Raw genomic sequence first — 14866 nt, 5'->3', positions numbered from 1 at the left:
CTTCGCAGGGGAGGGAGCGACTCCTCTACAACTTCACCGGCTTAATGTTCCAGATCTCATCGGCGTATTCCTGAATGGTACGGTCCGAGGAGAAATAGCCCATGTTGGCGATGTTATGCAGCGTGCGGCGCGTCCATTCTTCCGGCAGTTTATACAGCTCATCGACTTTATCCTGCGTATCGACATAACTGCGGTAATCCGCCAGCACCTGATAGTGATCGCCGAGATTGACCAGCGTATCGAACAGGTTGGTGTAGCGCTTCGGCTCGCCTGGGCTGAAGACCCCGGTGGCGATTTGCGTCAGCACCTGATGCAGCTCGGCGTCCTGCTCGAAGTAAGTATGCGGGTTGTAGCCTTTGCGGCGTAATTCCTCGACCTGCGGCGTGGTATTGCCAAAGATAAAGATATTCTCCTCGCCCACGTGTTCGAGCATTTCGACGTTGGCACCGTCAAGCGTACCGATAGTCAGCGCGCCATTGAGAGCAAATTTCATGTTACTGGTGCCGGAGGCTTCGGTACCGGCCAGAGAGATTTGCTCGGAAAGATCTGCCGCCGGAATGATCAGTTGCGCCAGGCTGACACTGTAGTTCGGAATGAAAACGATCTTCAGCTTGTTGCCAATACGCGGATCGTTGTTGATCACCGCCGCCACATCGTTGATCAGCCGGATGATCTGCTTCGCCGCATAATACGCCGAGGCCGCTTTGCCGGCGAAAATCACTGTGCGTGGCACCCATTCGGCATCTGGCTCTTCGAGAATGCGGTTATAACGGGTGATGACGTGCAGCACATTCATTAGCTGACGTTTATATTCGTGGATACGCTTAATCTGCACGTCGAACAGGCTTTTCGGATCCACCACAATATTCAGCTTCTGGGCGATATACAGCGCCAGCCGCTTTTTGTTGTCCAGCTTGGCCTTGCGGATTGCCTGCAGGAAGCTCAGGTAATCCAGATTCTGTTTCAGTTCCGCCAGCTGGCTGAGATCAGAACGCCAGGTCTGGCCGATGGCATCGTCAATTACCGCTGACAGCGGTTTGTTGGCCAGTGCCAGCCAGCGGCGCGGCGTCACGCCGTTGGTTTTATTACAGAAACGGTCCGGATAAATACGGGCGAAATCAGCAAACAACGACTGCACCATCAGCTCGGAATGCAGCTCAGACACACCGTTAACTTTGTGGCTGGCGATCACCGCAAGCCATGCCATCCGCACTTTGCGGCCATTGCCTTCATCGATAATCGAAACGCGTGACAGCAGGCCATTATCATTGGGTATCTTTTCCGCCACTTCTTTGAGGAAGTGATCGTTAATCTGGAAAATAATCTCCAGATGACGCGGCAGGATTTTGCCGATCATGTCTACCGGCCAGGTTTCCAGCGCTTCGCTCATCAGCGTGTGGTTGGTGTAAGAGAACACGCTGCACACGGTTTGCCACGCGGCTTGCCACTCGAATTTATGCTCGTCGATTAACAGGCGCATCAGCTCAGGGATCGACAATACCGGGTGCGTGTCGTTGAGGTGGATGGCGATTTTATCGGCCAGATTGTCGTAAGTATGGTGCGTGGTGTAATGCCGGTTGAGAATATCCTGCACGGTCGCCGACACCAGAAAATATTCCTGACGCAACCGCAGCTCGCGGCCAGAATAAGTTGAGTCATCGGGATACAACACGCGGGACACGTTCTCAGAATGGTTTTTATCTTCCACCGCCGCGAAGTAATCGCCCTGATTAAATTTCCCCAGATTGATTTCGTTACTGGCCTGCGCGCCCCACAAGCGCAGCGTGTTGGTCGCGTCGGTGTCGTAGCCGGGAATGACCTGATCATAGGCGCAGGCGATGACCTCCTCGGTTTCCAGCCAGCGGGTTTTGATGCCTTCATGCTGCACCCGTCCGCCGAAACGCACTTTATAACGGGTATTGTAACGCTGGAATTCCCACGGGTTACCGTATTCCAGCCAGTAATCCGGCGCTTCTTTTTGCTCACCGTTGATGATGCTTTGCGCAAACATACCGTATTCATACCGGATGCCGTAACCGCGCCCCGGCAGCGCCAGCGTCGCCAGCGAATCAAGGAAACAGGCCGCCAGTCGTCCGAGTCCGCCGTTGCCTAAACCAGGGTCATTTTCTTCACCGATCAGTTCTTCGAGATCAAAGCCCATTTCATCAAGCGCGCTTTTCAGGTCGTCGTAAATACCCATCGCCAGCAACGCATTGGAAAGCGTCCGTCCAATCAGAAACTCCATCGACAGGTAATAAACCTGCCGGACGTCCTGTGAGGTTTGCGCCCGGTTAGAACGCAACCAGCGTTCCACCATGCGATCGCGCACCGCAAACAATGTGGCGTTCAGCCAGTCGTGTTGTGTCGCAATAGACGGATCCTTGCCGATGATAAACATCAGTTTATAGGCAATAGAATGCTTAAGCGCTTCGACACTGACTGTCGGTGAGTTGTAATTAAACGGTGAAGTCATAGCGTTACATTCCCGATCAAGTTAGCTACGTTCAGGGTCAGGACAGCAGGCGGTTATACAGGGTGATATATTCCTGCGCAGCCACCTTCCAGCCAAAATCAATACCCATGGCGTGTTGTTGGACGTGTCGCCAGTGTTTCGGTCGGCTCCACAAAACAAATGCCCGGCGGATCGCATTTCCCAGCGATTTCCCCGTTGCTTCTTCAAAGACAAAACCACTGGCTGTTCCGTCGGCCAGATTTTCCAGTGCACAATCGACCACCGTGTCGGCCAGCCCGCCGGTGCGGCGCACCAGCGGCAACGTACCGTATTTGAGGCCATATAATTGGGTTAATCCGCAAGGCTCAAAACGGCTCGGCACCATAATGACATCCGCCCCGCCGATAATGCGATGGGAAAACGCTTCGTGATAGCCGAGCTGCACGCCGACCTGGCCAGGATTGTCCGCCGCGGCTGCCAGAAATGCCTGTTGCAGCACCGCGTCACCCGCGCCCAGCAGCGCCAGCTGACCGCCGCGTTCGAGTAAATCCGGCAAGGCTTCCAGCACCAGATCCAGCCCTTTCTGGCTGGTCAGGCGACTGACGACAGCAAATACCAGCCGCGAATCATCCACATCCAGCCCCATCGCCCGTTGCAGATAGGCTTTATTGACCGCTTTCGAGCGTAAATCCTCCGCGTCGTAACGCGCTGACAGCAGCACGTCATCACGCGGCTGCCAGATAGCGTCATCGACGCCGTTAAGGATCCCCGTCAGCCGCCCTTGCATTTCACGTTCCAGCAGCAGCGATTCCATGCCATAGCCAAATTCCGGACGGGTGATTTCTTTCGCGTACGTTGGGCTGACGGTGGTCACGTGGTCGGAATAGAACAGACCGGCTTTCAGGAAAGATATCTGGCCGTAGAATTCCAGCCCGTGCATCTGAAAGAACTCGCGCGGGATATACAGCTCATCGAGATGATGCGCGCCAAACAATCCCTGAAACGCCAGATTATGTACGGTGAAAACCGTCCGCACCGGCGCATTACGGGCGCGGATATACGCGGAACATAGACCGGCGTGCCAGTCATGAGAGTGGACGATATCGGGTTGCCAGTGTGGATCGAAATTCAGTGCCAGTTCGCAGGCCATCCAGCTCAGCAACGCAAAGCGCAGATGGTTATCCGGATAGGCAAACGACGATTGATCGTGATACGGGCTGCCGGGACGGTCATACAATCCCGGCACATCAATCAGATAAATACCCACGCCATCAAAGTAACCCAGTGAAAGGGTGACATGCCCGGCAAAAGTTGCCAGCGTGCCAATCACCTGTGTTTCCCCCAGTCCTTTTTTGACGTCAGGGAAAGCCGGAATGAGCACGCGGACATCCGCGCCTTCCGCAATCTGAGCGGCGGGTAATGCACCGGCGACATCCGCAAGGCCGCCCGTTTTTAACAGCGGAAACAGCTCAGAACAAACATGTAAAACCTGCATTCGCGCTCCTGATTATCCCGGTCATCCCGGCGTTCACCGGGATGACGAAAAGTCGTACTTCTATCGTCTGTTTATAGTTTCGCCAGCATTGCGCGGGTCACCAGCACCACGCCACCTTCCGAACGGTAGAAACGGCGGCTGTCTTCATCGGCATTCTCACCAATCACCATGCCTTCAGGGATCTGACAAGCGCGGTCAATGACGCATTTGCGTAGACGGCATGAACGCCCCACATTCACATCCGGCAGGATGATGGCCGAATCGATATTGCAGAAAGAGTTGACGCGTACCCGCGGGAACAGCACGGAATGCACCACCACCGAACCGGAAACAATCACGCCACCGGCCACCAGCGAATTCATGGTCATGCCGTGGCTGCCTGAGCGATCCTGTACAAATTTGGCGGGCGGCAGCGGCTCCATGTGGGTACGGATCGGCCAGTCGCGGTCGTACATATCCAGTTCCGGCGTGACAGAAGCCAGATCCAGATTAGCGCGCCAGTAGGCATCGAGCGTGCCGACATCACGCCAGTACGGCGGCGCTTCATCGTTTTGCGTGACGCAGGAAAGACCAAACGGATGCGCGCGGGCAACGCCCTGACGGGTCAGTTTCGGGATCAGGTCTTTGCCGAAATCGTGGCTCGACTCTTCACTCGCCATATCTTCTTCGAGCATGCGAAACAGATAGTCTGCATTAAAAATGTAGATGCCCATGCTCGCCAGCGCCATATCGGGATTGCCGGGCATCGGCGGCGGGTCTTTGGGTTTTTCGACGAAACTGGTGATGTGATAATCCTCAGTGACGCCGATAACACCGAATTCACTGGCCTCGGTGCGCGGCACTTCCAGGCAGGCGACGGTACATTCACCGCCCTTCTGCACGTGGTCGATCAGCATCCGCGAGTAGTCCATCTTGTAGATATGATCACCCGCCAGGATCACCACAAACTCGGCGTTATAGCGGCGGATGATATCCAGATTCTGATAAACCGCATCGGCGGTACCTTTGTACCAGTGCTCGGTGCTGTGGCGTTGCTGCGCCGGAAGTAGATCCACGAATTCGTTCATTTCTTCGTTAAGGAAAGACCAGCCGCGCTGGATATGCTGAACCAGCGTGTGTGACTGATATTGTGTAATCACGCCGATGCGACGAATGCCGGAGTTCAGGCAATTTGACAGGGCGAAATCAATGATGCGGAATTTTCCGCCAAAGTGAACGGCGGGTTTTGCCCGGGTTGCGGTTAAATCTTTCAGTCTTGAACCACGGCCCCCGGCAAGGATTAATGCCACGGATTTCAGCGGCAACTGCCTTGCCAGCATGACCGGGTCCCGGTTATCTAATGTCGCCATATCTGACTCCTTTGTTTTTATAATGACCGGCTCTGTGAAGTGAAATCTTGTAGGACACAGAGGGTTTTTGCTGCTGCCCGCCATTGCGAGCCTTCCATGACACGCCGGGGTTCCTCATCAAAAAGCACGCTGTTGAACGGTGCCACTGGCTGCCAGTTTCCCGGCGGCAGGTGCAAATCCACCTCGTGCAGTGAGGCATTAACGATAACCAACCAGCGCTGTGACAGGCAGATTTGCAGCCACTGCTGCGGCCCCTGCTCCCAGTCGCCGGGGCTCATCGGTTGCCCCTGTTGATTCAGCCATTGCACGTCATCGCTGCCTTCCTGCCACCAGCGGTTTTGCGTCAGTGCCGGAATTTTCCGGCGCAGCGCAATCAGCGCGCAGGTATAGGCTGTCAGGCTTTCATCGGCGTTCTCCCAGTCAAGCCAGGTCAGCGGATTGTCCTGACAGTAGGCATTGTTGTTGCCCGACTGGCTGTTGCCGAGTTCATCACCGGCCAGCAACATCGGCGTGCCCTGTGACAAACAGAGCGTCGCCAGCAAGGCACGCTGGCTGAGACGGCGCTGCTGTAATACGCCTTCAGACGCCGCAAGCCCTTCTTCACCGTGGTTTTGGCTGAAATTTTCGTTATGGCCGTCGCGATTTTCTTCACCGTTGGCCTGGTTATGTTTCTGGTTAAAACTGACGAGATCGCGCAACGTGAAGCCGTCGTGCGCCGTCAGCATGTTGATGCTGGCGTAAGGCTCACGCTGCGCGGGGTTGAACTTGTCGGCGGAGGCGGCAAAACGCCCGGCAAACTGCCCCAGAGAAAGATCGCCATGCAGCCAGAACTGGCGCATATCGTCGCGCCACACATCACTCCATTCGGCAAAGGGTGCCGGGAAATTTCCGAGCTGATAGCCCCCGGCCCCGATATCCCACGGCTCGGCAATCAGTTTGATTTTCGAGAGGATGTCATCGTTTTTAATGGCCAGGAACAACGGCGATTGTGCGGTGAATTCCGGTGTTCTGCCGAGAACTGTCGCTAAATCAAAACGGAAGCCATCAACATGACATTCACGTACCCAGTAATGCAGGCAATCGAGGGTCCAGGCGATCATGTCCTCGTCCATCAGCCGTATCGTGTTGCCGCAGCCGGTCATGTTGTTGTCGGAACCGTCGTCGTTAAGCCAGTACCCGCTGGCGTTATCAATGCCACGAAACGAAATAAACGGCCCGTCGATATCCAGCTCAGCGCTGTGGTTGAACACCACATCGAGGATCACTTCAATACCCGCCTGATGCAGTGCTTTAACCGCTGATTTAAATTCATTCAGCGCCGACACACCGCCCAGCCCGCTGGCGTAACGCGGTTCAACCGCGCACGGTGCCAGCACGTTGTAGCCCCAGTAATTACTCAGTCCAAGGTGTTGCAGGCGTGGTTCGTCGGCATGATGCTGCACCGGCAAAAGTTCTATCGCGGTGACGCCCAGATGCTGCAAATATTCAAGCATCACCGGATGCGCCAGCCCGGCATAGGTGCCGCGAAGGGCTGCCGGAATATGGGGATGCTGGCGAGTGAGGCCGCGCACATGCGCCTCGTAAATCACCGTTTCACCCCAGGGTTTCGCGGGCGGTTTATCATCACCCCAGTCGAAATTTCCGGCGACCACCACGGATTTCGGCGCAACCACGGCGCTGTCTTTATCGTCGGGCGCATCGGTGCCGCCGGTGAACCGTGCGTTGTCGAGCAGTACGCCGTCAATCGCACGTGCGCTTGGGTCGATCAGCACTTTCTTCGGGTTAAACCGGTGACCCTTTTTCGGGTCGAACGGTCCGTAAACCCGGTAGCCGTAGCGTTGTCCGGCTTTCAGCCCCGGCACAAACCCATGCCAGAGATGGCCGGTGCGCCCGGTCAAAGGCAAATGTTGCTCGCTGCCGGTCTCATCAAAAAGACAGAGTTCCACTTTTTCCGCATGTGCAGAGTACAGGCAAAAATTGACGCCACTATCTCTGAGATGCGCACCAAAAGGTGCGGGCAGACCGGGACCGAGCTGTTTCATTACGCCTCCCTTCGCAAATAAACCGTCGCCAGCGGCGGAATAGTCACGCTGATCGAATGGTCACGCTGATGATGGCCAATATTTTCACTGTAAATATCGCAACCGTTGCCGACATTACTGCCACGGTAGAAATGCGAATCGGTATTGAGGATTTCGTGATAACGCCCAGGCTGACTGATGCCTATGCGATAATGCTCACGCGGAACCGGCGTAAAGTTACTGATGACGATCACTTCACCGCCATTTTCGTCACGGCGGGCAAAGGCGAAAATCGAGTTTTCGTGATCGTCGACCACCAGCCATTCGAAACCGCGCGGTTGTAATCGAGCTCATACAAAGGCGCATTGGCCTGATAGGTCTGGTTCAGGTCGCGTACCAGATGTTGTACGCCTCTGTGCCAGCCGCTTGGATCGTCAAGCAGATGCCAGTCGAGGCTGGCGTCAAAATTCCACTCACGCCCCTGCGCAAATTCATTGCCCATAAACAGCAATTTCTTACCCGGATGTGCCCACATAAAGCCGTAGTAAGCGCGCAGGTTGGCGAACTTCTGCCACACATCGCCGGGCATTTTATCCAGCAAGGATTTTTTACCGTGTACCACTTCGTCGTGGGACAGCGGCAATATAAAGTTCTCGCTGTAAGCGTAAAGCACGCCGAATGTCATGAGGTTGTGATGATATTTGCGGTGAACCGGATCAAGCTGCATATAGGTCAGGGAATCGTGCATCCAGCCCATATTCCACTTGTAATGGAAACCCAGCCCGTTAGCATCCGGCGGCATGGTGACGCCGGGATAATCGGTCGATTCTTCCGCCAGCGTCACCGCACCGCCGAGTTCACGACCAATGGTCTGGTTGGTGTATTTCAGGAAGGAAATGGCTTCGAGGTTTTCGCGGCCACCGTAATAATTCGGGATCCACTCCCCGGCTTTACGGCTGTAATCGCGGTAAATCATGGAAGCCACCGCATCGACACGCAGGCCGTCAATGCCAAACCGTTCAATCCAGTAAAAACCATTGCCTGCCAGATAGTTACGCACTTCATGGCGGCCATAGTTATAAATCAGCGTGTTCCAGTCCTGATGATAACCTTCACGAGGATCGGCATATTCGTACAGCGCGGTGCCGTCAAACTGCGCTAAACCATAGGTGTCGCTCGGAAAATGTCCCGGCACCCAGTCGAGAATGACGTTCAGCCCGGCGTTATGCGCGGCATCGACAAAGGCTTTGAATTCCATCGGCGTGCCGAAACGACGGGTCGGCGCATACATGCCAAGCGGCTGATAACCCCAGCTCCCGTCGAACGGATGTTCGTTGACCGGCATCAGTTCGATGTGCGTAAAACCCATCCATTTGGCATATGAGACTAATTGCTCGGCCAGTTCACCATAGCTGAGCCAGAAATTATCATCGGTATGACGACGCCAGGAACCCAGGTGCACTTCATACACGGAAACCGGCTGATTCAGCGCATTGGCTTTCTTTCGGCTTTCTGAATGCGGCACAACATCCGGTAATTTACGCACGCACGAGGCAGTATCCGGACGCATCTGCGCCTCAAAAGCATAAGGGTCGGCGCGCAGGCTGACATGCCCGCGGCAGTCGATAATTTCGAATTTATACAGTTGACCTTCGCGGACGGCGGGAATGAAGAGTTCCCAGATACCATTTTCACGGCGCTGGCGCATCGGGTGTCGGCGGCCGTCCCAGAAGTTGAATTCACCCACGACGGAAACCCGCGTGGCGTTCGGTGCCCAGACGGCAAAACTGACACCCTCGACGTCATCCAGCGTTTGCAGATGTGCGCCGAGTTTTTCGTATGGCCGCAGGTGCGTGCCTTCTGCCAGCAACCAGATATCCAGTTCCTGCAACAATGTGCCGAACCGGTACGGATCGTCAATCACATGCAGATTCTCGCCCCAGCGGACTTCCAGCTTGTAACGAAAGGCATTTTTACGCCGCGGGATCAGGCCGACAAAGAAACCGCGATCATCGTAACGACGCAGTTCCGCCACCTGTTTACCTTTTTCTACATCAATAACCCAGACCTGATCCGCATCCGGCAACAGGGCACGCACTTCCAGCCCGGCGGCCACAGAATGCATACCCAAAAGAGAAAAAGGATCAGCGTAGTGGCCAGATATAATTTGGTTAATGACGTGCTGATCGGGAAGTACAGACATGTATTTCGTCCTATGATTAATTAAATCAATAAATCCAATAAAATCATTCAGGTATTCAATACGAAACGTGATCCCAGTGTGCTCCCCTTTTTATCGCCGCTTTGTGATCCGGCTGTGTTTCGGTTTTGCCAAAAAGTGCGCGATGACGCTTACGCTCACAATTTCCAAATAAGTGCTTATTTCAGCTTCTCAAAGAGGCATAGCTCTTCTACTAAGCATAGACAAAGGTTCGAAAAATCAGCGGGAAGAAACCGATGAATTTTTCGCAAAATGAAATACAGAGAGTTGCGCTGGAAAAAGGCGGATAAACGGTGAAGTGATTGATGACAGAATCAAAAACGGGACACCGTGCTGGTGTCCCGCAGGGAAATCTTTACAAAGAAAACAGGGCAGTTTTCAATATTGCATCGCGTTAGAGAAGAATACGCAGCATGCGGCGTAAAGGCTCTGCCGCGCCCCACAGCAGCTGATCACCCACGGTGAATGCAGACAGATATTGCGGGCCCATATTCAGTTTACGCAGACGGCCGACCGGTGTGTTCATGGTGCCGGTGACAGCCGCTGGCGTCAGTTCACGCATCGACAGTTCGCGGTCATTTGGGATCACGCGAACCCAGTCATTATGCGAAGCCAGCATCTGTTCGATTTCCGGAATTGACACGTCTTGTTTCAATTTCAGCGTGAAAGCCTGGCTGTGACAACGCAGCGCGCCGATACGAACACACAAGCCATCCACCGGAATAATGCTGGAAGTGCCGAGAATTTTGTTGGTTTCCGCCTGACCTTTCCATTCTTCTTTGGTCTGGCCGTTATCGAGCTGTTTGTCGATCCACGGGATCAGACCGCCCGCCAGCGGAACACCGAAGTTATCGGTTGGCAACGTACCGCTGCGGGTCAGCGCGGTCACTTTACGTTCGATGTCCAGAATGGCGGACGCCGGGTTTTCCAGCTCTTTCGCCACGCTGCTATGCAGCATACCCATCTGGGTCAGCAGTTCACGCATGTGACGCGCACCGCCGCCGGAGGCTGCCTGGTACGTGGCGACAGACGCCCACTCGATCAGGTCATTCGCAAACAGGCCGCCGAGCGACATCAGCATCAGGCTGACGGTACAGTTACCGCCCACAAAGGTTTTAATGCCTTTGTCGATGCCCTGATGGATCACTGCGCTGTTCACCGGGTCAAGGATGATTATCGCGTCATCTTCCATTCTCAGAGAGGATGCTGCGTCAATCCAGTAGCCAGACCAACCGATTTCACGCAGCTTAGGATAGATTTCATTGGTATAATCGCCGCCCTGACAGGTGATGATAATGTCCAGCGCGCTCAGAGCGTCCAGATCATAGGCATCCTGCAAGGTTCCGGACTGACCCGTGAAAGAAGGCGCGGCCTGACCGTGCTGAGAGGTGGAGAAGAATACCGGACGGATAGCGTCGAAATCGCGTTCTTCAATCATGCGTTGCATGAGTACAGAACCGACCATCCCGCGCCAGCCAACGAAACCTACATTTTTCATAATATCTGTCCTGCCCTGAGGGTGATAACTGCTTAAAACGGCTTGAACGCGCGTTTGCACTAAGTTAGTGCCTGTTTTGATGCACTGTGCCCCGTTAACGCGCTGGTCTACCACCTTACAAAATGTAGTAGAAGTGGCAAGTGAATTTAATCAATAGTGCAGCTTTTAATAGCAGCGCAACTTATAACAGGCATTTTTTCTGAGGTAGTCATGACCGAAATGATTTCAGCAACCATTTTGCTGTTTTTAATTATGGATCCGCTGGGCAACTTACCGATTTTTATGTCGGTTTTAAAACATCTCGACCCGAAACGTCGCCGGGTCGTGTTAATCCGCGAAATGCTGATCGCACTGATCCTGATGCTGATCTTCCTGTTCGCCGGGGAAAAAATCCTGTCGTTCCTGAATTTACGTACCGAAACCGTGTCGATTTCCGGCGGTATTATTTTGTTCCTGATTGCTATCAAAATGATTTTCCCGTCAGAAGAGAAAAGCAGCAGCGGCCTGCCAGCCGGTGAAGAACCCTTCCTCGTACCGATGGCCATCCCGCTGGTTGCTGGCCCGTCGATTCTCGCCACGCTGATGCTGCTTTCGCACCAGTATCCGAATCAGATGAGTCATCTCACGCTGGCGCTGTTTATCGCCTGGGGCATGTCGATGGCGATCCTTCTGCTGTCGAACCTGTTCCTGCGCCTGCTCGGCGACAAAGGCGTCAGCGCCCTCGAACGCCTGATGGGCCTGATTCTGGTGATGCTCTCAACACAGATGTTCCTTGATGGGATCAGGGCGTATCTGAAGATTTAGCGGCAGAAAAAACGAAAAAGGCGAGCCACGCGTCTCGCCTTTTTTACATCTGTTTTAAATCGTTTTAAGCGTCTGGATAATTTGCGGATTCAGTTCGAGCATTTTCAATAATTTCAGCGCAGCGCCATTCGGCAAACGCTTTTGTTGTTCCCACGCCTGCACCAGCGAAGGAGATACACCGAGCAGTCGGGCAAATTCATCCTGCTTAATTCCCGCCTTTGTACGGATTTGTTTTACTTCGGGCATGGCAACACGCGTGATATGCGCAGGTGTCATTTCGCCTTTATGGATAGCGACCATCTCTTCAGCGGATTGTCGCAATTCTTCAAAGAATTCTTTCGTCATGGTCTATCTCCTGTGTCATGACAGACTTCGTACAATGTTTTTCAAAATCAATTTTTCGCTTTCCGTCAGTGAATCTTTCTCACTCTTCGGATAAACCAGCAGCATGAAAATCTGACCGTCAGCGCACAGGTAATAATAAATCGCCCGCACACCCGCACTTTTTCCACGCCTTTGATGACCCCAGCGGATTTTTCTGCATCCACCGGTGCCGACAATCAAAGCCCCTGCGTCGGGATAATGGGTGAGGTATTCCTGAAACTGGCGATATTCCTCCTCAGTCAGCAGCTCTTTGCATTTGCGGCTAAAGGTCGGAGTTTCGATAAACTCCAGATATTCCATATGACTCATTCCATGACTCAAGATGGCTGAATAATACTCTCACAGGGTAAGAGTTCGACGCGAGGTTTTTCTCGTCAGAAACGAAAAAGGCGAGCCACGCGGCTCGCCTTTTATATGCTAACAATTTGTCGTCAGACGACCATCGACAACAGCAGACATCCCGCCAGACCGCACAGGGAAATGATGGTTTCCAGCACAGACCAGGATTTGAAGGTTTCGACAATGCTCAGGTTGAAATATTCCTTGAACAACCAGAAGCCCGGATCGTTGACGTGCGAGAAAATCACGCTGCCGGAACCGACGGCGATCACCATCAGTTCAGGGCTGACGCCCGTGGTGGCGATCAGTGGCGCGGCAATACCGCCCGCAGTAATCGCTGCCACGGTAGCAGACCCCAATGCGATACGCAGAACCGCCGCAATGGACCAGGCCAGCAGGATTGGCGAGAGCGTGCTGCCGTCCATCAGAGCTGCAATGTATTTTTCAATACCGCTGTCCACCAGCACCTGTTTAAACGCACCGCCGCCGCCGATGATTAACAACATCATCGCGATGATTTTGATGGAATCGGTCACAGTTGCCATCACATCTTCCATCTTACGGCCACGGTTCAGACCGAAAGTGAAGATAGCGATCAGCACCGCAATCAGCGTTGCCATCACCGGGTCGCCGAAGAATTCAGCATACGCCAGCACCGGATGCCCTTTCGGCAGGATCATTTCGCAAAGTGCGCGGAATGCCATCAGAATAACCGGCACCAGTGAAGTCGCGACGCTGACGCCAAAGCCCGGCATCTCTTCTTCCGTGAAGGTTTTCGGGTTAAACAGACCTTCAGGCACCGGTTTGTCGATACCTTTCAGGAAGCGCGCATACACCGGCCCTGCCAGAATCACCGTCGGCACCGCCAGCAGTGAACCAAACAGCAGTGTTTTACCCATATCCGCATGGAAAATCGTCGCAATCGCCGTCGGACCAGGGTGCGGAGGCAGGAACCCGTGTGTAACGGATAACGCAGCCGCCATCGGAACCCCGACATACAGCAATGGTAAACGCGCCGCCGCGGCCACAGTGAAGACCAGTGGCAACATCAGCACGAAACCGACTTCATAGAACAGGGCAAACCCGACGATGAAACCTGTCAGCACGATCGCCCACTGAATGTGCTCACGGCCAAACTTTTCGATAAGGGTGGTCGCGATACGTTGTGCGCCACCGCAATCCGCCAGCATTTTACCGAGCATGGCACCGAAGCCCATGATCAGCGCAAGACTGCCAAGCGTCCCGCCTACCCCGTTTTTGATCGAGGTGATAACTTTATCGACCGGCATTCCCTGCATAATCCCCACCGCCAGCGCGACAAGAATCAGTGCAATGAAGCCATTAAGCTTAAATCGGATCATAAGTAACAACAGCAGTGCGACACCCACCGCTACAATAACTAATGGCATATTCTTCCCCTCACGCTGTCACCCGGGTATGACTAAAAACCGGGTGAAGCATTGTTTTTAATTTTCAAGATGTTGTAGGAATTAACAGTGCTACGGGTACAGACCGCGACCGCTAAAACAGCAGTGCATTCCTTTGTGATATTAGTCACATCTCCATTTGTTACCGGTATCATGATACCGGTAACATGGTAATATTAGGACTCACTACGCAGTCAAAATGTTCATTTTGGGATAGAGATCATACTTATGGCAGGACAAAGCATCATTCTGATGGGCGTGTCAGGCAGCGGTAAATCCACCGTCGGCGCGGCACTGGCCCGTGAAATTAACGCGAAATTTATCGACGGCGATGATCTTCATCCCCGCGCCAATATTCAAAAGATGGCCAGCGGCACGCCACTGAACGACGATGACCGCGCGCCGTGGTTATTGCGTCTCAACGACGCGGCTTACAGCCTGCGCCATAAAAATGAAACCGGCATCATTGTCTGTTCTGCACTGAAGCGTCGCTACCGTGACGCCCTGCGTAAAGACAACGAAGGCATGGTGTTCATCTACATGAAAGGCAGTTTTGAAGTGATTGCCGAGCGCCTTAAAGCGCGTGCCGGACATTTCATGCCGACCGATTTACTGCGCAGCCAGTTCGATGCGCTCGAAGAACCGGGCGAAGACGAACCGGATGTGTTGCGCGTGAATATCGATCACAAGTTTGAAGGTGTGGTAGATCGTTGTATCGCGGCTTTGAAGACGGTACAGAAGTAAGACTTTAAAAAAGCCACAGGTGAGCCGTCGGTGGCGCAGCCAATTTGGATTCGGGTGGAGCACAGGCCCCGGAGCGTACACGTAGTACGTGAGGAGGACGAGCACCACCCGGATTCAAAGTGGCAAGTAAAC

10 protein-coding genes and 1 pseudogene are annotated in these 14866 nt (G+C 53.8%); 2 read left to right on the top strand and 9 right to left on the bottom strand.

The annotated features are described in order from the left end of the window. Nucleotides 1-25 precede the first annotated feature (25 nt). The 6 genes and pseudogenes from glgP to asd form a co-directional block, all read right to left on the bottom strand. Complete coding sequence (gene glgP, locus UC14_RS06475; RefSeq protein WP_014411488.1) at nucleotides 26-2473, bottom strand: glycogen phosphorylase; 2448 nt, start codon at nucleotides 2471-2473, stop codon at nucleotides 26-28. Nucleotides 2474-2510: 37 nt separating this feature from the next. After that, nucleotides 2511-3947, bottom strand: a complete 1437-nt coding sequence (gene glgA / locus UC14_RS06470) for a glycogen synthase GlgA (RefSeq protein ID WP_013573553.1) — start codon at nucleotides 3945-3947, stop codon at nucleotides 2511-2513. A 71-nt stretch (nucleotides 3948-4018) separates the two neighbouring features. Then, nucleotides 4019-5296, bottom strand: coding sequence for a glucose-1-phosphate adenylyltransferase (gene glgC / locus UC14_RS06465; protein ID WP_013573552.1), 1278 nt, complete (start codon nucleotides 5294-5296; stop codon nucleotides 4019-4021). A 17-nt stretch (nucleotides 5297-5313) separates the two neighbouring features. Further along, complete coding sequence (gene glgX / locus UC14_RS06460; protein ID WP_112197403.1) at nucleotides 5314-7338, bottom strand: glycogen debranching protein GlgX; 2025 nt, start codon at nucleotides 7336-7338, stop codon at nucleotides 5314-5316. Then, a pseudogene (gene glgB / locus UC14_RS06455) lies at nucleotides 7338-9520 on the bottom strand (1,4-alpha-glucan branching protein GlgB). The gene glgX and the pseudogene glgB overlap by 1 nt, the downstream one beginning before the upstream one ends. A 412-nt stretch (nucleotides 9521-9932) precedes the next feature. After that, nucleotides 9933-11036, bottom strand: a complete 1104-nt coding sequence (asd, locus tag UC14_RS06450) for an aspartate-semialdehyde dehydrogenase (protein ID WP_013573549.1) — start codon at nucleotides 11034-11036, stop codon at nucleotides 9933-9935. 210 nt (nucleotides 11037-11246) lie between these two features. On the opposite strand from asd, the gene UC14_RS06445 reads away from it, so the two are divergent. Beyond that, a complete protein-coding gene (locus UC14_RS06445; protein ID WP_013573548.1) occupies nucleotides 11247-11840 on the top strand; it encodes a YhgN family NAAT transporter in 594 nt (197 codons plus the stop codon). Nucleotides 11841-11894: 54 nt separating this feature from the next. Here UC14_RS06445 and nadS read toward each other — a convergent pair whose 3' ends face one another. From nadS to gntT, 3 genes are all read right to left on the bottom strand, one after another. After that, on the bottom strand, nucleotides 11895-12185 hold the full coding sequence (nadS, locus tag UC14_RS06440; protein WP_013573547.1) for a NadS family protein: 291 nt from the start codon (nucleotides 12183-12185) through the stop codon (nucleotides 11895-11897). 15 nt (nucleotides 12186-12200) lie between these two features. Beyond that, entirely contained in the window at nucleotides 12201-12524 is a 324-nt protein-coding gene (locus tag UC14_RS06435) for a toxin RelE (RefSeq protein WP_014411485.1), read from the bottom strand. A gap of 131 nt (nucleotides 12525-12655) precedes the next feature. Beyond that, nucleotides 12656-13972, bottom strand: a complete 1317-nt coding sequence (gene gntT / locus UC14_RS06430) for a gluconate transporter (RefSeq protein WP_013573545.1) — start codon at nucleotides 13970-13972, stop codon at nucleotides 12656-12658. A 246-nt stretch (nucleotides 13973-14218) separates the two neighbouring features. Here gntT and UC14_RS06425 point away from each other — a divergent pair, with 246 nt between their 5' ends. Then, nucleotides 14219-14734 carry a gluconokinase gene (locus UC14_RS06425; protein WP_013573544.1) on the top strand — a complete coding sequence of 172 codons (516 nt, stop codon included), beginning with the start codon at nucleotides 14219-14221 and terminating at the stop codon, nucleotides 14732-14734. Nucleotides 14735-14866: the final 132 nt, after the last annotated feature.

Source organism: Rahnella sp. NRRL B-41462 (assembly GCF_003263525.1).
Taxonomy (GTDB): Bacteria; Pseudomonadota; Gammaproteobacteria; order Enterobacterales; family Enterobacteriaceae; genus Rahnella; species Rahnella aceris.
The sequence above is the reverse complement of the archived record's forward strand: the minus strand, read 5'-3'. Positions and strand labels throughout refer to the sequence as shown.

What these genes read in the sequence shown, in the direction of transcription:
- glgP (WP_014411488.1), bottom strand. Translation starts at nt 2,473, where the DNA reads ATGACTTCACCGTTTAATTACAACTCACCGACAGTCAGTGTCGAAGCG.
- glgA (WP_013573553.1), bottom strand. Translation starts at nt 3,947, where the DNA reads ATGCAGGTTTTACATGTTTGTTCTGAGCTGTTTCCGCTGTTAAAAACG.
- glgC (WP_013573552.1), bottom strand. Translation starts at nt 5,296, where the DNA reads ATGGCGACATTAGATAACCGGGACCCGGTCATGCTGGCAAGGCAGTTG.
- glgX (WP_112197403.1), bottom strand. Translation starts at nt 7,338, where the DNA reads ATGAAACAGCTCGGTCCCGGTCTGCCCGCACCTTTTGGTGCGCATCTC.
- asd (WP_013573549.1), bottom strand. Translation starts at nt 11,036, where the DNA reads ATGAAAAATGTAGGTTTCGTTGGCTGGCGCGGGATGGTCGGTTCTGTA.
- UC14_RS06445 (WP_013573548.1), top strand. Translation starts at nt 11,247, where the DNA reads ATGACCGAAATGATTTCAGCAACCATTTTGCTGTTTTTAATTATGGAT.
- nadS (WP_013573547.1), bottom strand. Translation starts at nt 12,185, where the DNA reads ATGACGAAAGAATTCTTTGAAGAATTGCGACAATCCGCTGAAGAGATG.
- UC14_RS06435 (WP_014411485.1), bottom strand. Translation starts at nt 12,524, where the DNA reads ATGGAATATCTGGAGTTTATCGAAACTCCGACCTTTAGCCGCAAATGC.
- gntT (WP_013573545.1), bottom strand. Translation starts at nt 13,972, where the DNA reads ATGCCATTAGTTATTGTAGCGGTGGGTGTCGCACTGCTGTTGTTACTT.
- UC14_RS06425 (WP_013573544.1), top strand. Translation starts at nt 14,219, where the DNA reads ATGGCAGGACAAAGCATCATTCTGATGGGCGTGTCAGGCAGCGGTAAA.